Source organism: Pseudomaricurvus albidus, assembly GCF_018863235.1.
GTDB lineage: Bacteria > Pseudomonadota > Gammaproteobacteria > Pseudomonadales > Cellvibrionaceae > Pseudomaricurvus > Pseudomaricurvus albidus.
The window spans coordinates 535,042-555,753 of sequence record NZ_JAHKRS010000001.1 but is presented as its reverse complement, the minus strand read 5'-3'; the positions used below and the strand labels follow the sequence as shown (position 1 = coordinate 555,753).

The 20,712-nt window shown below is 53.2% G+C and carries 18 protein-coding genes; 17 read left to right on the top strand and 1 reads right to left on the bottom strand.

What is annotated here, in order from left to right; translation table 11 throughout:
• The first annotated feature begins 25 nt into the window (after nucleotides 1-25).
• Together yidC and mnmE are read left to right on the top strand one after the other, a co-directional pair.
• Nucleotides 26-1,747, top strand: coding sequence for a membrane protein insertase YidC (gene yidC, locus KOI40_RS02475; RefSeq protein WP_216095849.1), 1,722 nt, complete (start codon nucleotides 26-28; stop codon nucleotides 1,745-1,747).
• A gap of 119 nt (nucleotides 1,748-1,866) precedes the next feature.
• On the top strand, nucleotides 1,867-3,252 hold the full coding sequence (gene mnmE, locus KOI40_RS02470; protein WP_216095848.1) for a tRNA uridine-5-carboxymethylaminomethyl(34) synthesis GTPase MnmE: 1,386 nt from the start codon (nucleotides 1,867-1,869) through the stop codon (nucleotides 3,250-3,252).
• Between the two features lie 3 nt (nucleotides 3,253-3,255).
• On the opposite strand, the gene arsB is transcribed toward mnmE, so the two are convergent.
• Nucleotides 3,256-4,287, bottom strand: a complete 1,032-nt coding sequence (arsB, locus tag KOI40_RS02465; RefSeq protein WP_216095847.1) for an ACR3 family arsenite efflux transporter — start codon at nucleotides 4,285-4,287, stop codon at nucleotides 3,256-3,258.
• A 713-nt stretch (nucleotides 4,288-5,000) separates the two neighbouring features.
• Here arsB and mnmG point away from each other — a divergent pair.
• From mnmG to glmS, 15 genes are all read left to right on the top strand, one after another.
• The gene (gene mnmG / locus KOI40_RS02460) at nucleotides 5,001-6,890 is read left to right on the top strand and encodes a tRNA uridine-5-carboxymethylaminomethyl(34) synthesis enzyme MnmG (RefSeq protein WP_216095846.1); all 1,890 of its coding nucleotides are present in this window, start codon (nucleotides 5,001-5,003) and stop codon (nucleotides 6,888-6,890) included.
• Nucleotides 6,887-7,534: a 16S rRNA (guanine(527)-N(7))-methyltransferase RsmG gene (rsmG, locus tag KOI40_RS02455; protein WP_216095845.1), complete on the top strand. Its 648-nt coding sequence runs from the start codon at nucleotides 6,887-6,889 to the stop codon at nucleotides 7,532-7,534. The genes mnmG and rsmG overlap by 4 nt, the downstream gene beginning before the upstream one ends.
• Before the next feature lie 82 nt (nucleotides 7,535-7,616).
• Nucleotides 7,617-8,429: a ParA family protein gene (locus KOI40_RS02450; protein ID WP_216095844.1), complete on the top strand. Its 813-nt coding sequence runs from the start codon at nucleotides 7,617-7,619 to the stop codon at nucleotides 8,427-8,429.
• 146 nt (nucleotides 8,430-8,575) lie between these two features.
• Nucleotides 8,576-9,511, top strand: coding sequence for a ParB/RepB/Spo0J family partition protein (locus KOI40_RS02445; protein ID WP_216095843.1), 936 nt, complete (start codon nucleotides 8,576-8,578; stop codon nucleotides 9,509-9,511).
• A 257-nt stretch (nucleotides 9,512-9,768) separates the two neighbouring features.
• Complete coding sequence (locus tag KOI40_RS02440; protein ID WP_216095842.1) at nucleotides 9,769-10,149, top strand: ATP synthase subunit I; 381 nt, start codon at nucleotides 9,769-9,771, stop codon at nucleotides 10,147-10,149.
• A gap of 154 nt (nucleotides 10,150-10,303) precedes the next feature.
• On the top strand, nucleotides 10,304-11,206 hold the full coding sequence (atpB, locus tag KOI40_RS02435) for a F0F1 ATP synthase subunit A (protein WP_216095841.1): 903 nt from the start codon (nucleotides 10,304-10,306) through the stop codon (nucleotides 11,204-11,206).
• 89 nt (nucleotides 11,207-11,295) lie between these two features.
• Complete coding sequence (gene atpE, locus KOI40_RS02430; protein WP_166989094.1) at nucleotides 11,296-11,544, top strand: F0F1 ATP synthase subunit C; 249 nt, start codon at nucleotides 11,296-11,298, stop codon at nucleotides 11,542-11,544.
• Nucleotides 11,545-11,593: 49 nt separating this feature from the next.
• A complete protein-coding gene (locus KOI40_RS02425) occupies nucleotides 11,594-12,064 on the top strand; it encodes a F0F1 ATP synthase subunit B (protein ID WP_216095840.1) in 471 nt (156 codons plus the stop codon).
• A gap of 12 nt (nucleotides 12,065-12,076) precedes the next feature.
• Nucleotides 12,077-12,613: a F0F1 ATP synthase subunit delta gene (locus KOI40_RS02420; RefSeq protein WP_216095839.1), complete on the top strand. Its 537-nt coding sequence runs from the start codon at nucleotides 12,077-12,079 to the stop codon at nucleotides 12,611-12,613.
• Nucleotides 12,614-12,649: 36 nt separating this feature from the next.
• Nucleotides 12,650-14,194 (top strand): F0F1 ATP synthase subunit alpha, encoded by a 1,545-nt coding sequence (gene atpA, locus KOI40_RS02415; protein WP_216095838.1) that lies wholly within the window; start codon nucleotides 12,650-12,652, stop codon nucleotides 14,192-14,194.
• A gap of 99 nt (nucleotides 14,195-14,293) precedes the next feature.
• Nucleotides 14,294-15,154 (top strand): F0F1 ATP synthase subunit gamma, encoded by an 861-nt coding sequence (gene atpG, locus KOI40_RS02410; protein WP_216095837.1) that lies wholly within the window; start codon nucleotides 14,294-14,296, stop codon nucleotides 15,152-15,154.
• 53 nt (nucleotides 15,155-15,207) lie between these two features.
• Entirely contained in the window at nucleotides 15,208-16,584 is a 1,377-nt protein-coding gene (gene atpD / locus KOI40_RS02405; RefSeq protein ID WP_216095836.1) for a F0F1 ATP synthase subunit beta, read from the top strand.
• A gap of 84 nt (nucleotides 16,585-16,668) precedes the next feature.
• The gene (locus KOI40_RS02400; RefSeq protein WP_216095835.1) at nucleotides 16,669-17,091 is read left to right on the top strand and encodes a F0F1 ATP synthase subunit epsilon; all 423 of its coding nucleotides are present in this window, start codon (nucleotides 16,669-16,671) and stop codon (nucleotides 17,089-17,091) included.
• A 252-nt stretch (nucleotides 17,092-17,343) separates the two neighbouring features.
• Nucleotides 17,344-18,729 carry a bifunctional UDP-N-acetylglucosamine diphosphorylase/glucosamine-1-phosphate N-acetyltransferase GlmU gene (gene glmU / locus KOI40_RS02395; RefSeq protein WP_233709876.1) on the top strand — a complete coding sequence of 462 codons (1,386 nt, stop codon included), beginning with the start codon at nucleotides 17,344-17,346 and terminating at the stop codon, nucleotides 18,727-18,729.
• A gap of 87 nt (nucleotides 18,730-18,816) precedes the next feature.
• Entirely contained in the window at nucleotides 18,817-20,643 is a 1,827-nt protein-coding gene (gene glmS / locus KOI40_RS02390) for a glutamine--fructose-6-phosphate transaminase (isomerizing) (RefSeq protein WP_216095833.1), read from the top strand.
• The last annotated feature ends 69 nt before the right edge of the window (nucleotides 20,644-20,712 follow it).

Sequence of the window (20,712 nt, the reverse complement as noted above, 5' to 3'; positions counted from 1 at the left end):
CACACTAACCACAACGGCAGTATTTATGGACTGGCAACGCACGATAATCTTGGGGGCTATTGCAATAGTTTCCGTGGTATTGATCAATGAATGGGGCGATTTTCAACAGCGCAACAAACCCGTTATCTCGCAGGAAACCACTGCTTCGCAGACCACCCTGCCTCAGTTGAACACTGAAACCACTACCTCAGTGCCGCAGCAGGTATCTGACAGTGGTTCCGGGATCGCCAGCGACATTCCCGCTCCCCGGGAAACGCAGGTTACCGACGTCACCCAGACTGCCGGATCGCAAAACACCCTGATCAGCGTCAAAACCGACGCGCTGGAGTTTTTGATCGATCCCCACGGCGGCGACATTGTGAAAGCCGCTCTGCCTCAGTATCTGGAGCAGATCGACAATCCGGATCAGCCGTTTATTCTGCTGAACCGGACCCAGGCCACCACCTACATTGCCCAGAGCGGATTGATTGGCCCCAACGCCACGGACACGGCCTCAGGTCGCCCGGTATTCCGCTCTGCCCAATCGTCTTACGAAATGGCGGCCGATCAGGACACCCTGAACGTCGACCTGACTTTTCAGCAGGGCGAAGTGACCATCACCAAGCGCTTCGTGTTCAAACGCGGCGATCACCTGGTCAACATGGAATACCACATCAACAACCAGAGCAGCAGCGACTGGAAAGCGACGCTGTTTGCCCAGATCAAACGCGACAGCCACAACCCGGTGGTGGTCGACGGGTTTGGTATGCAGCCTTATTTGGGGGCCGCACTGACAACGCCCGACACCAACTACAAGAAGCTGGATTTTGAAGACCTGGCTGATGAAGATCTGGTGAATGTGGGTGGTTTTAAAGTGACGCAAACCGGTGGCTGGGTCGCCATGGTTCAACACTACTTTTTGAGCGCCTGGATTCCCAATCAGGAAGAGGAGAACCACTTCTCCCTGCGCAAGGCCAAGGGCGATAACTATCTGATGGGTTACACCGGTCCACTGGAAACAGTCGCCGCCGGCAGCACCGGGGTGATCAGCGCGTCCTTCTATGCCGGTCCGAAAAACATCGATCGTCTGGAACAAATTGCCCCCTACCTCGACCTGACCGTGGACTACGGCTGGTTGTGGTGGATTGCCAAACCGCTGTTCCACTTCCTCAACTTTATCCACAGTCTTTTGGGCAGCTGGGGCTGGTCAATTGTTGTTCTGACAATAATTATCAAGGCAGCATTCTTCCAGCTATCGGCCACCAGCTACCGGTCGATGGCCAAAATGCGCAAGTTCGCACCTGAAATGGCGCGCATGAAAGAGCTCTATGGTGATGATCGCCAGAAGATGTCTCAGGAGATGATGAAGCTCTACAAAAAAGAGAAAATCAATCCTCTGAGCGGCTGTTTGCCCATCTTGGTGCAGATGCCGGTGTTTATCTCTCTGTACTGGGTATTGATGGAAAGTGTCGAACTGCGCCACACCCCGTTCCTGTGGTGGATTCAGGATTTGTCGGTGAAAGATCCGCTGTTCATTCTGCCGGTGATCATGGGTGTCACCATGTTTATCCAGCAGAAACTGAACCCGACACCGCCGGATCCGACTCAGGCGCGCATCATGGCCATGATGCCGTTTGTGTTCACCTTTATGTTCCTGTGGTTCCCTGCAGGTCTGGTGCTGTACTGGGTAGTGAACAACACCCTGTCCATCGCCCAGCAGTACTTTATCACCAAGCGTATCGAAGCCGGCGACGTAAAAACCGCCTGATATCCTGCGTGACTTCAGTACGCCAAAGGTCAGCTCCGCAAGGGGTTGGCCTTTTTTGGTTATAATGCCGATAGCCCTTCCTCTTTTCCCGAGTCGTTATAGAACAGAGTAGTCATTGCATGTCAGACACCCCAACTTCCAGCGCCTTCAATACGGATACCATCGCCGCCATTGCCACCCCTCCCGGGAAAGGCGGTGTGGGCATCGTACGAGTCTCCGGTGCCCGGGCGAAATCTTTGGCAGAAACCATTACCGGTCGCCCGCTGACGCCGCGCATGGCCCACTATGGCGCGTTTCTGGATGACAGCGGAGATGCCATTGATGAAGGTCTGGCGATCTTCTTCCCCGGTCCCAACTCCTTTACCGGGGAAGACGTGCTGGAGCTGCAGGGACACGGCGGCCCGATCATTCTCGACTGCCTGTTGCGCCGGGTGACCGAACTGGGTGCACGCATTGCCAACCCGGGGGAGTTTTCCGAGCGCGCCTTTCTCAATGACAAGATGGATCTGGCCCAGGCGGAGGCCATCGCCGATCTGATTGAGGCCTCTTCCGAACAGGCCGCCCGCAACGCAGTTCACTCGCTGCAGGGGGCCTTTTCCAAAGAAATTCACGCATTGGTCGAAGCGCTGATTCAATTGCGGATCTACGTGGAAGCCGCCATTGATTTTCCGGAAGAAGAAATCGATTTTCTCGGCGACGGCAAGGTCGCCGGAGACCTGCAGGGGATTCTGGATCAGTTACAGCGGGTCAAAAACGAAGCCCGACAGGGTTCGATCATGCGCGAGGGCATGCAGGTAGTGATCGCCGGACGGCCCAACGCCGGCAAGTCCAGCCTGCTCAATGCCCTCTCCGGCCGCGACAGCGCCATTGTGACTCACATCGAAGGCACCACCCGCGATGTGCTGCGCGAGCATATCCACATCGACGGCATGCCGCTGCACATCATCGACACCGCCGGTTTGCGGGAGAGCCCGGACGAAGTGGAACAGATCGGCATCGAGCGCGCCTGGCAGGAAATCCACCGCGCCGACCGGATATTGATGGTGGTCGACGCCACCACCACCGACAACACCCATGCCGCCGACATCTGGCCGGAGTTTGTGGGGGAGCTGAAAGATACCTCGCACCTGACTCTGGTTCTCAACAAATGCGACCTCAAGCCGGTTGCCAACGGAACTGAACAGGCCGCCGATCACCCGGTGATTGCCCTGTCCGCCAAATCCGGCGAGGGGGTCGATCAACTGCGCGAACACCTGAAAGCCTGCATGGGCTTTACCGGCACCACTGAGGGTGGCTACACCGCCCGCCGCCGCCACCTGGATGCACTGTCCCGCGCCGAGACCCTGCTGGTCACCGGGCAGGATCAATTGCTGTCACTGGGAGCCGGTGAGCTGCTGGCCGAAGACCTGCGTCAGGCGCAGAACGCGCTGGGGGAAATCACCGGCGACTTTACCCCCGACGAATTGCTGGGCCGGATTTTCTCCAGCTTCTGTATTGGCAAGTAATCCCTAAAACCACTGCCGGGTTCGATTCACAAACCACACCAGTGACAGCATCACCGGCACTTCCACCAGCACGCCGACCACCGTCGCCAGTGCCGCGCCCGAGTGAAGACCAAACAGGGAAATCGCCACCGCCACGGCCAGCTCAAAAAAGTTGGACGTGCCAATCAAGCAGGCGGGAGCCGCCACATTGTGGGGAAGCCGAAGCTTTTTGGCCGCCAGGTAAGCAATGGCAAAGATGCCGTAGGTTTGAATCAACAGCGGAATGGCAATCAGCACGATGATAAAGGGCTGCTCCAGTAACGTCTGGGCCTGAAAGGCAAATAACAGCACCACCGTTGCCAGCAAGCCGATGATCGACCAGGGCTTGAGCCTGGCCACAAACACATTCAGACGGCGGTGATCACCGGCCTCCCCCACCCCCTGATTGCGATCCAGTCGCTGGCGGGTTATCGCGCCGGCCAGCAGCGGCAACACCACATAGAGCACCACAGACAGCAACAGAGTTTCCCAGGGTACCTGAATATCACTGATGCCCAGCAAAAATGCGGTAATGGGGGCGAAGGCGAAAATCATGATGATGTCGTTGATAGAGACCTGCACCAGCGTGTAATTGGGATCTCCCCTGGTCAGCTGACTCCAGACGAACACCATGGCCGTACAGGGCGCCACGCCCAGCAGGATCATCCCGGCGATATACTCCTCTGCGGACTGAGGATCGACCCAGTCGGCAAACAGCCCCTTAAAGAACAACCAGCCCAGCAGAGCCATGGTGAAGGGCTTGATCAGCCAGTTCACCACCAGCGTCAGTATCAGCCCTCTGGGTTTCTTGCCCACATCCTTAAGCGACGCGAAATCAATCTGGATCATCATGGGGTAGATCATCAGCCAGATCAGCACCGCCACCACCAGATTGACGTGGGCGTACTCAATGGCGGCTATATGGGTGAATAACCCCGGCACTGTATTGCCCAGCAACACCCCGGTGACAATACACAGGCCCACCCATACGGACAGATAGCGTTCAAATAACCCCATGATTCAGCCCTCTTCCCTGTAGCTGTTGATCCATGACCACTTCCATAACTCCCCCAATCACCATTTCTGATTGCCAAAAACTTGCCAGACTAATGCAGTTCGACAGGATACCACCAGCAGTCTCCCGAAAATCTTCATGGATGAACTACACTGTGTGTATACCTCAGAATCTCTTTGAGTTGTACGTTTTCACACCACTTACATAGGTTATCCACAATTACTCACAGGTTTATCCCCTAAGTTAATGAAAATTAAGTGATTTGAGTCACTTATACAGGGGAATTTCAGTTTGCCTGTGGAAAAGCACGGGGATTGCGTGAGTAAAAACCGGGCATGAAATTGGGGATAACCGAGCATCCCACTCCTTCTGTGCATAAGTCACCTTTCTGTCTCCAGCTTCTCAGCAGCTTTCGGTCAGCTAATACCGTTAGGGTACCGTGTTTATACTTGTCGTAACCCTATGTTTATATTGAACTTTTTAGGGTTATCCACTGAAAAGTGCCTCACTATATATAACAACAACTACATACTTACTTATCTAATCTATCTATATATATTTTTATTCTATTTATTTGTATAAGTTTGAAATCAAAAATAATTCGACGAAATTTTGAACAACAGACTTTCCCAACATATAATGTGCGCCCTTTTGAATCCGCAGCCTGTTTGACTGGGTCGTCATCTTGGGTTCGCCTGTCTCTGAGAGAATGTTTATGGATTACTCGCAACGCTATGATGTGATTGTGATTGGTGGTGGTCATGCCGGTACCGAAGCTTCCCTTGCCGCGGCAAGAATGGGTTCGCGCACTCTGCTGCTCACTCACAACATCGACACCCTGGGACAGATGAGCTGTAACCCCGCCATTGGCGGCATTGGCAAAAGCCATCTGGTGAAAGAAATCGACGCCCTCGGTGGAGCCATGGCTGTTGCCACCGACAAGGGCGGTATTCAGTTTCGCACGCTGAATGCCCGCAAAGGGCCCGCAGTGCGGGCTACCCGTGCCCAGGCGGATCGCGCACTGTACAAAGCGGCTATTCGCGAGATTCTGGAAAACCAGCCCAATCTGGATATTTTCCAGCAGGCTGCGGACGATCTGATTATCGAAGGTGATACCGTGCGTGGTGTCGTCACCCAAATGGGACTGAAATTCTATGCGCCGACGGTGGTCTTGACCGTGGGCACCTTCCTGGGGGGCAAGATTCACATCGGTTTGCAAAATCATTCCGGTGGCCGCGCCGGGGATCCGCCTTCGATCGCCCTGGCCGATCGCCTGCGCGAACTGCCGCTGACCGTCGATCGCCTGAAAACCGGCACGCCGCCGCGTATCGACGCCCGCAGTGTGAATTTTGAGAATCTGGAAAAACAGTACGGCGATACCCCGCTGCCGGTCATGTCCTATCTGGGCAAAGTGGAAGATCACCCCGAGCAGGTGTGTTGCTGGATTACCCATACCAACGCCCGAACCCATGAAATCATTCACAAGGGGCTGGATCGCTCGCCCATGTACACCGGGGTGATCGACGGTATCGGCCCGCGCTATTGTCCGTCGGTGGAAGACAAGGTTCACCGCTTCGCCGACAAGGATTCGCACCAGGTCTTCATTGAGCCCGAGGGGCTGACCACCCATGAGCTCTACCCCAACGGGATTTCCACCAGCCTGCCATTCGATGTGCAGTTTGAGCTGGTGCGCTCCATCGTGGGGTTTGAAAACGCCCACATCACGCGTCCGGGCTACGCCATCGAGTACGATTTCTTTGATCCGCGGGACCTGAAGTACAGCCTGGAAAACAAGTTTATCCACGGTCTGTTTTTCGCCGGACAGATCAACGGCACCACCGGCTACGAAGAGGCCGGTGCCCAGGGATTACTGGCAGGAACCAACGCTTCGCTGATGGCGCAAGGCAAGGAGTCCTGGACCCCTCGCCGCGACGAGGCCTACATCGGCGTGCTGGTGGATGATCTGATCACCATGGGCACCCGTGAGCCCTACCGCATGTTCACCAGTCGTGCGGAATACCGTTTGATGCTGCGCGAAGACAACGCCGATCTGCGCCTGACCGAACAGGGTCGCAATCTGGGACTGGTGGACGATGTGCGCTGGAAGGCCTTCTGTGACAAGCGCGAAGCCATTGCCCTGGAGCAACAGCGCCTCAAAGACACCTGGATTCAGGCGGGCAGTGCCGAAGCGGACTCTCTGGTGGATCGTCTGAAGTCGCCGCTGACCCGCGAGTACAGTTTGCACGATCTGCTCAAGCGTCCGGAGCTCACCTACGCCGACGTTGGTGGTCTGAAAGGTGAGCCGACTGAGAACCCGCAGGTGCGTGAACAGGTCGAGATTGATGTGAAGTACGCGGGTTACATTGACCGCCAGCAAGAGGACATCAACCGACTGCGCCAGCACGAAAACACTGTGATTCCGGCAGAGTTTGATTACAGTGTGGTGGAGGGCCTGTCCAACGAGGTGAAACAAAAACTCACCGAAGGACGTCCCGAAACTCTGGCTCGGGCCTCACGCATTCAGGGGGTGACTCCGGCGGCGGTATCGCTGCTGCTGATCTACCTGAAAAAACACGGTTTGCTGAGTAAGCAGGCCGCCGTATGAGTTCAGCTGTAACTATCGACCGCGCACCGCTGGTGCAGCGGCTGCTCGACGGTGCCGGGGCCATGGGCGTGGCGGTGAGTGACGCACAGGCCGGGCTGATGCTGGATTATCTGGAGTTGTTCCACAAGTGGAACAAAACCTACAACCTGTCGGCGATCCGCGACATCGAGTCGCAGCTGGATCGCCATCTGCTCGACAGCCTGAGTGTTGCGCCTCACATCGAGGCCGATCATCTCATCGACGTGGGCACCGGCGGTGGCCTGCCGGGTATTCCGCTGGCGATCCTGTTTCCGCAAAAGCGGTTTACCCTGCTCGACAGCAACGGCAAAAAAGCGCGTTTTCTGTTTCAGGTGAAAACCCAGTTGAAACTGGACAATGTTCAGGTTGAAAACCGTCGCGTGGAAGCCTTCCAGCCCGATGAGCCCTTTGATGCCGTGATCAGTCGCGCTTTCGCCAGTCTCAAGGATATGACCGACGGCTGTCATCATCTGCTGGCCGAGGGAGGAGTTTTTTACGCCATGAAGGGCATCTACCCCACAGATGAGTTGAGCGCACTGGAAAAAAACTATAAGGTTTCCCAATCTTATCCCCTGCAGGTTCCCCGTGAAGAAGGTGAACGTCATCTGTTGGTGTTGACCCCCTGATTCGGTGTCCACCTGGCAGACTGACCGGTTTCGCCCGGGTAGCCTGTGATTTACGCAGGACTCTCTTGAGCAGGACACTGACTTGATAAAAAAATACGCCATTGCCAATCAGAAAGGTGGGGTCGGCAAGACCACCACCTGCGTCAACCTGGCAGCTTCACTGGTGGCTACCAAAAAACGTGTGTTGTTGATTGACCTCGATCCGCAGGGGAATGCCACCATGGGCAGCGGCATCGACAAAAGCGATCTGGATCTCTCCATCTACGAAGTGCTGGTCGGTGCCTGCAAGGCCGAAGATGCGCTGGTGACCTCGCCTTCCGGACAGTACTCCGTGCTGCCGGCCAACGGTGATCTGACTGCCGCCGAAGTGGAAATGTTGTCCATGGACAACAAGGAGCGGCTGCTGAAAAGTGCCCTGGCGCCGCTGGAAGATCAGTTTGATTATCTGGTGATTGACTGCCCGCCGTCGCTGAACATGCTGACCGTCAACGCCCTGACCGCCTGTGACGGCGTAATCATTCCCATGCAGTGTGAGTACTACGCGCTGGAAGGTTTGTCGGCACTGGTCAACACCATCAATCAGATTCAGGCGTCACTGAACCCCGGTTTGACCATCGAAGGCATCCTGCGGACCATGTACGATCCGCGCAACAGTCTGACCAACGATGTGTCTGCCCAGCTGGCGGAATATTTCGGTGATGCCCTCTACCGCACCTGCGTGCCGCGCAATGTGCGACTGGCCGAGGCGCCCAGTTTTGGCCAGCCGGCGCTGGCCTATGACCGTCAATCCAAGGGGGCGATAGCTTACCTGGCGCTGGCGGGAGAAATTCTCAGACGCAACGAGAACCTGCGTCCGGACGAGATTATTCAGGCTGAAAATCCGGCTCAGGCGTAAGGTTTGAGGCGAACCCCGGGTTCGCCCGGACTCTCGGAAACCCCGGCAGTTGAACGGGCGGCCACTTCCCGGTGGAATTCAGCCACACTGAATTCAAAATTGTACAATCGACCCCTATTGTTTTAACGGACAGGACCACACTTGCCATGGCAGCAAAAAGAAAAGGCTTGGGACGCGGCTTGGACGCACTGTTGAGCGGTGCCAAAGGAGCGGAGGCCAGCGAGGCCATTGCCGCGGTATCGACTTCAGAAGCCGAGGCGACCGCTGAAGCGCAGCGCGATGGCAAGCTGGCGCAGTTACCGGTGGAATTTATTCAGCGCGGTAAATACCAGCCGCGCCGTGACATGCACCCTGAAGCTCTGGAAGAGCTGGCCGAATCCATCAAAAGCCAGGGCGTCATGCAGCCGATTGTGGTGCGCCAGATTGGCAAAGATGCCAGTGGCACCGACAAGTATGAAATCATTGCCGGGGAGCGCCGCTGGCGCGCCACCCAGTTGGCCGGTCTGGACAAGATCCCCTGTGTGATTCGCGACGTGCCGGATGAAGCCGCCATTGCCATGGCGCTGATCGAAAATATCCAGCGTGAGGACCTCAATCCCATGGAAGAGGCTTTCGCGCTCAAGCGCCTGCAGGATGAATTTGAACTGACCCATCAGGAAGTGGCTCACGCGGTGGGTAAATCCCGCACCACCATCACCAACCTGTTGCGTCTCATGTCCCTGACCGATGACGTCAAAACCATGCTGGAGCACGGCGATCTGGAAATGGGGCACGCCCGCGCCATGCTGTCGCTGGATGCCGCGGAGCAGCGGGATGTGGCCAGACAGGTTGTGGCCAAGGGATTGTCCGTACGCCAAACCGAGGCACTGGTGCGCAAGATTCAACAGGGGCAACCGCAGGTGGTGGTGGCTGAGAAGCCCAACAATTCTGACGTGCTCAAACTCGAAGAGGCCCTGGCTGAAAAAGTGGGGGTTCCGGTTTCCATCTCGCACAGCGCCAAGGGAAAGGGCAAACTGGTACTCAGTTACAACAGTTTGGACGAATTGGACGGCATCCTGAATCACCTGGGATACAAGCCCTGAGAATCGATAATGTTGTGGTCGCCTCTGTCTTAAGCCACTAGATCTGGAGCCGGGTTCTGAAGATACCGTTTTTTTGCCGCCTAAATCCATGAAATGCGGAGATTTTAACGGATATCTTCACCGGATTTAGGTTGATTGACGATGGCCTAAACCCTATAATTCGCGACGCCTGATTTGATGCCCTTTTGCGGGGTGTGTCATGAGGTAAACGGAGAGCTAGCGGAGTGTTGGCCACGAGCGTTACCAGAGAAGTCGCCTTGGCTAATATCAAACGACCTCCAATCTACCGAGTTGCTGCAATCCAGAGTTTGGTTTTGCTGTTCATCAGTGGTGGATGGAGTTTTATCGATACTGTCGTCGCCTGGTCTATACTGGCTGGCGGGGTTATCGCAGTCATCCCACATCTCTATTTCACCGTTTATGCTTTTCGCCATATGGGAGCACGCGCATCTCGGGAGATCGCACGTTCATTCAATCGGGGAGAAGCGGGAAAGTTTGTATTAACACTGGTTGGGTTTGCCTGTGTGTTTCAGGGGTTACCGGCCAGCCAGCCGCTGGCAGTGTTTGGTGGTTATATCGCCATGCTGGTGTTGCAGTGGATACTGGTGGCAAATGCAGTAAGCCGTCGGCCACAATGAGTTAATTGCACGTGGGTGATAACGGGCGGGAATCCGAGCGGTCGTCTACCAAAAATCATTGATTAAAAAGTTCTAAAAGCAGTCTTTGCGAAGTGTCTCAAGCGCAGAGAAGGGTTTTAAAACTTTTTAAAACTTAAAGGTGCTTGAGAAAACTATGGCAAGCGAAGAACTCACTCAAACGGGTTATATACAACACCACCTGCAGAACATGGCTTATGGCAAATTGCCTGAGGGCTACGTACGTTCCGACGGCAGTGTTATGGAGCAAACCGCCTGGACTATGGCGCACTCTTCTCAGGAAGCGTCCGACATGGGCTTTTGGGCGATTCACCTGGATACTCTGGGCTGGTCAATTGGCCTGGGGCTGTTGTTCTGTTTTCTGTTTACCCGTGCAGCCAAGCGTGCCACCACCGGTGTGCCAACGGGCCTGCAAAGCTTTGTTGAAACCATCGTTGAATTTGTCGACGGCGTGGTCAAAGACACCTTCCATCACAGCAACAAGCTGGTTGCTCCCATGGCGCTGACCATTTTTGTCTGGGTTTTCCTGATGAACCTGATGGATCTGGTGCCCATCGACTGGTTACCAATGGTTGCCGATCACACGATTGGTCAGGGCGATGGTCATTTATTCTTTAAAGTGGTACCTACCACGGACCCCAATGCTACCCTGGGTATGGCTGCCGGTGTTTTCCTGCTGATGATTATCTTCAGCATCAAGAACAAGGGGATTGGCGGCTTCCTGAAGGAGCTGGCTCTGCACCCGTTTAATCACCCGGTCATGATCCCGTTCAACCTGTTCCTGGAGCTGGTGGGGCTGATTGCAAAACCGATTTCACTGGGTCTGCGACTGTTCGGTAACCTCTACGCCGGTGAAATGATCTTTATCCTGATTGCCCTGCTCTACTCTGGCGGTCTGGTATTGGGCGCGTTTGGTGCTGGTTTGCAGTGGATGTGGGCAGTCTTCCACATTCTGGTAATCACTCTGCAGGCTTTCGTATTCATGGTGCTGAGTACCGTGTACATGGCCATGGCTCACGATGTGGATGAGCAGCATTAATCCGTGATTGATGTGTAAAAACGCAAGACAGATTTTTTAACGATTTACTTTTAACTTTAACTTTAAACCTTCGAAAATTGGAGAAAACAATGGAAGCACTTGGTTTGGTATACGTTGCGAGCGCACTGCTGATCGGTTTGGGCGCACTGGGTACCGCAATCGGTTTTGGTACTTTGGGTGGCAAACTGCTGGAAGGCTCTGCTCGTCAGCCTGAACAAGGTCCTGCTCTGCAAGGCAAAATGTTCCTGATGGCTGGTCTGCTGGATGCGGTACCTATGATCGGTGTTGGTATCGGCATGTACCTGATCTTTGTTGTTGCACCTGGCCTGGCGGGCTAATCGACCTCTGTCTTTATAACCTTTCCTTAAAGAACAAAGAGGTGTCGGTGTGAACATTAATTTGACTTTGATTGGCCAAACGATCTCGTTTGCGTTCTTTGTGCTCTTCTGCATGAAGTTCGTGTGGCCTGCGCTGATTTCCGTTATGGAAGAGCGTGAAAAGAAAATCGCCGATGGTCTGGAAGCTGCTGATCGTGCTGACAAAGATCTTGAGCTGGCTCAGAAACGAGCTACTCAACAACTGCGTGAAGCCAAAGAAGAAGCAGCAGCAATTATTGAGCAGGCTAACAAGCGTGCCAACCAGATTATTGAAGAAGCTAAAGGTCAGGCCGTCGCTGAAGGCGATCGTCTGAAGGCTGCGGCTGAAGCACAGATCGAACAGGACGTTAACCGCGCGAAAGAAGAACTTCGTGGCAAGGTTGCGGCTTTGGCGCTGGCTGGTGCAGAAAAAGTACTGGGCGCGTCCATTGACGAGAATGCTAACAGCGAACTGGTAAACCAGTTAGCCGCCAAACTGTAAGTGAGGTAAAACATGGCCGAACTTACTACTTTAGCCAGACCTTACGCAAAAGCTGCATTTGAATCCGCCCTGGCGGCGGATCAACTGCAGCAGTGGTCTGATATGTTAACTCTCGCGGCTGCTGTATCGCAGCACGACGGTATGGTTAAGGCACTGCTCTCACCAGCTTTGACCGCAGAAGAGAAAGCTCAGGCTTTCATCGATGTCTGCGGAGACGAGCTGAATGAAGGCGGTGTGAACCTGGTTAAAGCTCTGGCTGAAAACAAGCGCTTAACACTTCTGCCTGAAATTCAGCAGTTGTTTGAGATGCACAAAGCCCAGCGCGAGCAGACTGTCGATGTGGAAGTAACCACAGCGTTTGAGTTATCCGGCGAACTGCAAGATAAATTGGCGAAGGCACTGAGTGCCAAGCTGGACCGTGTAGTGACTTTGTCCACAGCGGTGGATAAAGCTATTTTGGGTGGCGCCCTGATACGTGCAGGCGACACAGTAATTGACGGTTCGGTGCGTGGTCGTTTGACCAAGCTCGCCGAAGCAATGAACTCCTAATCCGGCGGGTGCCGGACGGGAATTGAGGAACAGAGCATGCAGCAACTGAATCCTTCTGAAATCAGTGACATTATCAAGCAGCGCATCGATGGTCTCGATGTTTCTGCCAAAGCCCAGAATGAGGGCACCGTCGTTTCTGTAACTGACGGTATTATTCGTATTCACGGTCTGGAAGACGTGATGTACGGTGAAATGATCGAGTTTGAGGGCGGTGTCTACGGTATGGCACTGAACCTTGAGCGCGACAGTGTTGGTGCGGTTGTACTGGGTGATTACGAAGGCGTGGCAGAAGGCCAAACCTGTAAGTGTACCGGTCGTATTCTGGAAGTACCTGTTGGTGACGAGTTGCTGGGTCGCGTTGTTGACGCACTGGGTAACCCAATCGACGGTAAAGGTCCTATCGGACACACCAAAACCGACGCTATCGAAAAAATTGCTCCAGGCGTAATTGAGCGTAAGTCTGTTGACGAGCCCGTTCAGTTTGGTCTGAAGTCTGTTGATGCCATGGTACCTGTAGGTCGCGGTCAGCGTGAGCTGATCATTGGTGACCGTCAGACCGGTAAAACCGCAATTGCTGTTGACGCCATCATCAACCAAAAAGATTCCGGTATTAAGTGTATCTACGTAGCCGTAGGCCAGAAGGCTTCTTCTATTGCGTCTGTTGTACGTAAACTGGAAGAGCATGGCGCTATGGATCACACCATCGTAGTTGCCGCAACGGCCTCCGATCCTGCAGCGATGCAGTTCCTGGCTCCGTTTGCCGGTACTACCATGGGTGAATACTTCCGTGACCGTGGTCAGGACGCTCTGATCATCCACGATGACTTGACCAAGCAAGCCTGGGCGTATCGTCAGATCTCCCTGCTGCTGCGTCGTCCACCAGGCCGTGAGGCTTACCCTGGTGATGTATTCTACTTGCACTCACGTCTGCTAGAGCGCGCTTCCCGCGTTAACGCTGAATACGTTGAGAAATTCACCAACGGTGAAGTGAAAGGCAAAACCGGTTCTCTGACCGCCCTGCCTATCATTGAAACCCAGGCGGGTGACGTATCTGCGTTCGTACCAACTAACGTAATTTCGATTACTGATGGTCAGATCTTCCTGGAAACTGACATGTTCAACGCCGGTATCCGTCCTGCAATGAACGCCGGTATTTCGGTATCCCGTGTAGGTGGTTCTGCTCAGACTAAAGTGATCAAGAAACTGTCTGGTGGTATTCGTACTGCTCTGGCTCAGTACCGTGAATTGGCTGCGTTCTCTCAGTTCGCTTCCGATCTGGATGCTGCAACCAAAGCACAGCTGGATCACGGTGAGCGTGTAACCGAGCTGATGAAGCAGAAGCAATATGCACCTCTGAGCATCGCTGAGATGGGTATCATTCTGTACGCAGCCAACGAAGGCTACCTGCAGGATGTTGAAGTTGCCAAGATCGGCAGTTTCGAAGCCGCCCTGCTTTCTTACATGAACAGCGAGCACGCTGATCTGATGAAGAAAGTAAATGATTCCGGTAACTACAATGACGAAATTGAGTCCGGTTTCAAAGCAGCCCTGGAAAAATTCAAGTCTACCCAGACTTGGTAAGCAGCATTGTTAGGCGCTTTGGATGAATCTGATGAACGGTATGAAGCTGAAGCGCTTAATAAACACTGACACTATTTTGAATTTTTTTGGGAGCTGGTAATGGCAGGCGGAAAAGAAATACGTACTCAGATCACGAGTATTAAAAATACGCAGAAAATCACCAGCGCCATGGAAATGGTTGCGGCGAGTAAAATGCGTAAAGCGCAGGACCGCATGCAGCTTGGTAAACCCTACGCCCAGCGTATTCGCTCGGTAGTGGGTCATATTGCCAACGCCAACCCGGAATACAAGCACATGTTTATGGAGCAGCGCGAAGTTAAACGCGTTGGCTTTATTCTGGTTTCCACCGATCGTGGTTTGTGTGGTGGCCTGAACGTTAACCTGTTCAAGCGCGCTATCAAGTCCATGAAAGAGTGGCATGATCAGCAGATCGAAATTGATCTGTGTCTGATTGGGGCAAAAGCTGCCGCCTTCTTTAACAGTTATGGCGGAAATGTAGTTGCTGCAGTTCGTGATCTTGGTGAAGAACCAAGCATCTCCGATTTGATCGGTGGTGTGAAAATTATGCTCGACAGCTATGCCGAAGGAAAAATTGATAAGCTGTTCCTGGTAAGTAATGAGTTTGTGAACACCATGACTCAATCACCCCAGGTTGATCAATTGCTGCCTCTGGAAGCTGATGATGATGAGAAGCTGCAACACAGCTGGGACTACTTGTACGAGCCGGAAGCAGGTGAACTGCTGGAAGGTTTGTTGACTCGTTACATAGAGGCGCAAGTGTATCAGGCTGTTGTAGAAAATAGCGCATGTGAAATGGCCGCTCGTATGTTGGCGATGAAAAACGCCACCGATAATGCGGGTGACCTCATTGATGATCTGCAATTGGTTTACAACAAAGCCCGACAGGCTGCAATTACGCAGGAACTGTCAGAGATCGTCAGTGGCGCTTCAGCAGTTTGATCGAGCGTGTGACAGAATTTGAATTCTAAACTTTTGTAATTGAGGATCCGGAAATGAGTAGCGGACGTATCGTACAAATTATTGGTGCCGTTATCGACGTGGAATTCCCTCGTGACTCCGTACCTAAGGTCTATGACGCCTTAACTGTGACTGAAAAGGGTCTCACCCTTGAAGTTCAGCAGCAGCTGGGTGACGGCATGGTGCGCGCAATCGCAATGGGTTCTTCCGAAGGTGTAAGCCGTGGCTTGACCGTCGAGAACACCAACGCCCCTATCTCTGTACCTGTAGGTGCCGAGACTTTGGGTCGTATCATGGATGTATTGGGTAATCCTATTGATGAAGCTGGTCCTATCGGTGAGAAAGAGCGCAGTGCTATTCACCGCAAGGCGCCTGCTTACGACGAGCTGGCAGCTTCTGAAGATCTGCTGGAAACCGGTATTAAGGTAATCGACCTGGTTTGTCCTTTCGCCAAGGGTGGTAAGGTTGGCCTGTTCGGTGGTGCCGGTGTTGGTAAGACCGTAAACATGATGGAACTGATCAACAACATCGCAAAGGCCCACAGTGGTCTGTCTGTATTTGCGGGTGTTGGTGAGCGTACTCGTGAAGGTAACGACTTCTACTACGAGATGGAAGAGTCCAACGTACTGGACAAGGTTGCCATGGTTTACGGCCAGATGAATGAGCCCCCTGGAAACCGTCTGCGTGTAGCACTGACCGGCCTGACCATGGCTGAGAAGTTCCGTGACGAAGGTAAAGACGTACTGTTGTTCGTCGATAACATCTACCGTTACACCCTGGCGGGTACCGAAGTATCGGCACTGCTGGGTCGTATGCCTTCTGCGGTAGGTTACCAGCCAACTCTGGCTGAAGAGATGGGTGTTCTGCAAGAGCGTATTACTTCCACCAAGACCGGTTCTATTACCTCGGTTCAGGCGGTATACGTACCTGCGGATGACTTGACTGACCCGTCACCTGCGACCACTTTTGCTCACTTGGACTCCACTGTTGTATTGAGCCGTGACATCGCTTCCAAGGGTATCTACCCTGCGATTGACCCACTGGACTCAACTTCACGTCAGCTGGATCCACTGATCATCGGCGAAGAGCACTATTCCATCGCCCGTGGTGTGCAAACTGTACTGCAGCGTTACAAAGAGCTGAAAGACATCATTGCGATTCTGGGTATGGACGAGCTGTCTGAAGAAGACAAGCAAACTGTATCTCGTGCTCGTAAGATCGAACGTTTCCTGTCTCAGCCTTTCCACGTAGCTGAAGTATTTACCGGTTCTCCTGGTAAGTACGTTTCCCTGAAAGATACCCTGGCTGGTTTCAGCGGTATTCTGAAAGGTGACTACGACGACCTTCCCGAGCAGGCCTTCTACATGGTTGGCGGCATCGACGAAGCGGTTGAGAAAGCTAAGAAGCTGTAAGGCGTTCGCTGTTAACGTTTCAACAGCGTGCTAAATCTGGCTGTGGATAAGTGATTATCCACAGCCTGAAATGAGGCGAGAAATATGGCTATGACTGTCCACTGTGACATCGTTAGCGCAGAAGAAGAGATTTTTTCCGGTTTGGTGGAGATGGTAATCGCCGCGGGTACCGAAGGTGACGTGGGTATTTCCTACGGCCACGCCCCGCTGCTGACCGGTCTCAAACCAGGCCCCGTCCGTGTGATTAAGCAGGATGGCAGTGAGGAAGTTTTCTTCGTATCCGGTGGCTATTTGGAGGTTCAACCTTACGCGGTTACCCTTCTTGCGGATACAGCCCTGCGTGCACACGATATGGATGAAGCTTCAGCTCTCGAAGCCAAGCGCGAAGCCGAACAGGCACTGGCGAATCAAAGCAGCGACTTTGATTACTCCCGTGCATCTGCTCAGCTGGCTGAAGCCGCTGCGCGCCTGCGTACCATTCAGGCAATGCGCAAAAAGTCGGGTTAACCGGTTTAAAGCGTGGTTGCAGGAACAGCAAGCAGGACGAAAAAGGGTAGCATTGAGCTACCCTTTTTTTATGGCATTTTGTGTTAGATTGTAAGCCCGAAATCGAAGTAGCGCCGGGCGTTGCAACGTAAAACCAGGTGTCATAGAAGGTCTCTATTCTTATGCCAATCTGTATCAAATGACCAGGCTATCCCTCCAATGCGTGGCTTTCAACGTCAGCCAGAGCATCAATCGACAGGAAGAGATAATACGATGTTAGATATTGTGGTACTAGCAGCGGGTAAGGGAACCCGCATGAAATCCAGTTTACCCAAAGTTCTGCACCCCGTGGCGGGCAAAGCAATGTTGGGCCATGTGCTGGATTGTGCTCGCAGCCTTAACGATGGCCTCAATGCCGTGAATCGTGACACGCGGTTGAATGTGGTGATTGGTCACGGCAGTGAGCTGGTCGAAGAGCGCTTTCAGGCGGAGGATGTGAGTTTTGTGTATCAAAACGAACAGCTGGGAACCGGTCATGCGGTGCAGCAGGCTCTACCCAATCTGAGATCGGGTGCCGTGGTTCTGATTCTGTATGGTGACGTTCCTCTGATACAAAGCGACACCCTGGGCAAGCTGGTGGCGGCGGTGACTGAGGAATCCATGGGGTTGTTGACGGTGGAATTGTCCGATCCCACCGGCTATGGACGCATTATTCGCGATGAACAGGGTCGGGTTACGGCGATTGTTGAACAGAAAGACGCGAATAAAGAACAACTGGAAATCAAAGAAGGCAACACCGGCGTGATGGCTGTGTTGGCCGATGATCTGCTGCGCTGGTTGCCGGAGTTATCCAATGATAACGCCCAGAACGAGTACTACCTGACCGATATTATTGCCATGGCGCAACAAGAAGGTAAGCACATTGTTGCGGAACATCCGGCCAGTGAAAATGAAGTACTGGGTGTGAATAACCGTCAACAGCAGGCCGCTCTGGAACGACACTTCCAGAAACAGTGTGCCGAGCAGTTGATGACTGACGGTGTGACACTGATAGATCCGGAGCGTTTTGACTGTCGTGGTCAATTGACTGTCGGCCATGATGTCACGATAGACATTAACTGCATTTTCGAAGGCGATGTCAGTCTGGGTAATAATGTCGAGGTGGGTGCAAACTGTCAGTTGATAAACTGTTCGATTGCCGATGGCACTGTGATCAAACCCAACAGCATCATTGAAGGAGCGATCATCGGTGAAGTGTGCGATATTGGTCCTTTTGCCCGTGTGCGCCCCGGTACCGTGCTGGCGAGAGGTGCCAAACTGGGTAATTTTGTGGAAACCAAAAAAGCCAACATTGGTGAAGGCAGCAAAGTCAATCACCTCACTTACATTGGCGATTCCGACATCGGTAAAGGCGTCAATGTGGGCGCGGGTACCATCACCTGCAATTACGACGGTGTGAATAAATTCAAAACCACTATTGGGGATAATGCCTTTATCGGGTCCAATAGCAGTCTGGTAGCGCCGGTCAATATTGGTGAAGGGGCTACCATTGGAGCGGGTTCCACGATTTCCAGTCATGTAGGTGATCACGAGCTGGGCGTGGCCAGAGGTAAACAGCGCAATATCCAGGGATGGAAACGACCAACCAAGCAGTCGTAAACAACATTACCGATTTGTTATGCCTGCAGGTCATTTTTGTTAGTAATTCAGTAAGATTAACTGCGTAAAGCAGATGGAAGCCAAATTATGTGTGGAATTGTCGGCGCGGCAGCCCAGCGAAATGTTACTAAAATTCTAGTCGAAGGCTTAAAGCGCCTGGAATACCGAGGTTATGATTCCGCCGGTATTGCCGTGATTGACGAAGGCGGCCTGGTGTTGCGAAAGGCGCTGGGTAAAGTCTCCGTGTTGGAAGAAAAGTGCGTTGATAACCCGGTACAGGGAGTGGTTGGCATTGCCCACACCCGCTGGGCGACTCACGGCAAACCCTCTGAGATCAATGCGCACCCTCACTATTCCGACCACATAGCGGTTGTGCACAACGGCATTATTGAAAACCATGCAGAACTGCGTGCTGAGTTACAGGGTAAAGGTTATGACTTTGTCTCGGAAACCGATACCGAAGTCGTCGCTCATTTAATCCACAGCCTGTATGAGCAATGCGGCAGTCTGAAAGAAACCCTGCGCAAAGCGATTACCTATTTTGATGGCGCCTACGCTCTGGGTGTGGTGTCTACAAAAGAACCTGACACCATTGTCTGTGCCCGCAGCGGCAGCCCGCTGGTGGTTGGCGTGGGGATTGATGAAAACTTTATCGCCTCGGACCAACTCGCCCTGCGTCAGGTGACAGACCGTTTTATCTATCTGGACGAGGGCGATCTGGCGGAAATCACCGCTGACAAGATTGATATCTTCGATGTGGATGGCAACAGTGTGAACCGTGAAACCGTTCAGCTGACCGATGCGGAAGAATCAGCGGATAAAGGCGAGTATCGCCACTACATGCTCAAGGAAATCTACGAGCAGGCGACCGTTTTGCAAAATACCCTGCAGGGGCGGGTCAGTAAAACCAGCGTACTGGAAGAGGCTTTTGGCACCGATGCCAAGGCGATTTTCGATCAGGTCGAATCCATCCAGATCCTTGCCTGCGGTACCAGTTACCATGCGGGCATGATTGCCAAATACTGGTTTGAAGATTGGGCGGGTCTGCCTTGTGCTGTGGAAGTGGCCAGCGAATACCGCTACCGCAAAACCGTTGTTCGACCCAACACCCTGTTTGTGACGATTTCCCAGTCCGGTGAAACCGCCGATACTCTGGCGGCACTACGCAGCAGCAAAGAGTCCGGTTATCTTGGCAGTCTGACCGTGTGTAATGTTGCCAACAGTTCGCTGGTGCGTGAATCGGATTTGCGTCTGATGACACTGGCCGGTCCGGAAATTGGAGTTGCTTCAACCAAGGCCTTTACCACCCAGTTGGTCGCTTTGCAGTTGTTGGTAATTGCTCTGGGTCGCCGCGGAAGTTTAACTGCAGAAAAAGAAGCCGAATTGGTGTCTGGTTTGTTGCAACTGCCCGGACTCTGCCAGCAGGTGCTCGATCTGGATGCGCCGATCCAACAGATGAGTGAAGCCTTCTCGGAAAAAAATCACGCCCTGTTTCTGGGACGCGGTGTGCAGTTCCCGGTGGCACTGGAAGGTGCTCTCAAACTGAAAGAAATCTCCTACATTCACGCCGAAGCCTATCCCGCCGGTGAGTTAAAACACGGACCTCTGGCTCTGGTGGACAGTGACATGCCGGTGGTGGCTGTGGCACCGAACGACGAGTTGCTGGAGAAACTGAAATCCAATCTGGAAGAAGTTCAGGCCCGCGGTGGCAAGTTGTTTGTTTTTGCTGATGAAAAGTCCGGTTTCAACAATGATGAAAATACCACGGTACTGAGTTTACCCAATGTACCACTTAACATTGCTCCCATTATTTACACCCTGCCCCTGCAGTTGTTGTCCTATCATGTGGCAGTACTGAAAGGAACCGATGTGGATCAGCCACGCAATCTGGCCAAGTCAGTGACGGTGGAATAATTCACAGGTGTTACAGGCTCAGCAGGAATGATGCTAATTTGGCATTATTTCTCTGAGCCGAACCAATTG

Excerpts from the sequence above, each read along its gene's own strand:
- yidC (WP_216095849.1), top strand. The coding sequence starts at position 26 with ATGGACTGGCAACGCACGATAATCTTGGGGGCTATTGCAATAGTTTCC.
- mnmE (WP_216095848.1), top strand. The coding sequence starts at position 1,867 with ATGTCAGACACCCCAACTTCCAGCGCCTTCAATACGGATACCATCGCC.
- arsB (WP_216095847.1), bottom strand. The coding sequence starts at position 4,287 with ATGGGGTTATTTGAACGCTATCTGTCCGTATGGGTGGGCCTGTGTATT.
- mnmG (WP_216095846.1), top strand. The coding sequence starts at position 5,001 with ATGGATTACTCGCAACGCTATGATGTGATTGTGATTGGTGGTGGTCAT.
- rsmG (WP_216095845.1), top strand. The coding sequence starts at position 6,887 with ATGAGTTCAGCTGTAACTATCGACCGCGCACCGCTGGTGCAGCGGCTG.
- KOI40_RS02445 (WP_216095843.1), top strand. The coding sequence starts at position 8,576 with ATGGCAGCAAAAAGAAAAGGCTTGGGACGCGGCTTGGACGCACTGTTG.
- atpB (WP_216095841.1), top strand. The coding sequence starts at position 10,304 with ATGGCAAGCGAAGAACTCACTCAAACGGGTTATATACAACACCACCTG.
- atpE (WP_166989094.1), top strand. The coding sequence starts at position 11,296 with ATGGAAGCACTTGGTTTGGTATACGTTGCGAGCGCACTGCTGATCGGT.
- KOI40_RS02420 (WP_216095839.1), top strand. The coding sequence starts at position 12,077 with ATGGCCGAACTTACTACTTTAGCCAGACCTTACGCAAAAGCTGCATTT.
- atpA (WP_216095838.1), top strand. The coding sequence starts at position 12,650 with ATGCAGCAACTGAATCCTTCTGAAATCAGTGACATTATCAAGCAGCGC.
- atpG (WP_216095837.1), top strand. The coding sequence starts at position 14,294 with ATGGCAGGCGGAAAAGAAATACGTACTCAGATCACGAGTATTAAAAAT.
- atpD (WP_216095836.1), top strand. The coding sequence starts at position 15,208 with ATGAGTAGCGGACGTATCGTACAAATTATTGGTGCCGTTATCGACGTG.
- KOI40_RS02400 (WP_216095835.1), top strand. The coding sequence starts at position 16,669 with ATGGCTATGACTGTCCACTGTGACATCGTTAGCGCAGAAGAAGAGATT.
- glmU (WP_233709876.1), top strand. The coding sequence starts at position 17,344 with ATGTTAGATATTGTGGTACTAGCAGCGGGTAAGGGAACCCGCATGAAA.
- glmS (WP_216095833.1), top strand. The coding sequence starts at position 18,817 with ATGTGTGGAATTGTCGGCGCGGCAGCCCAGCGAAATGTTACTAAAATT.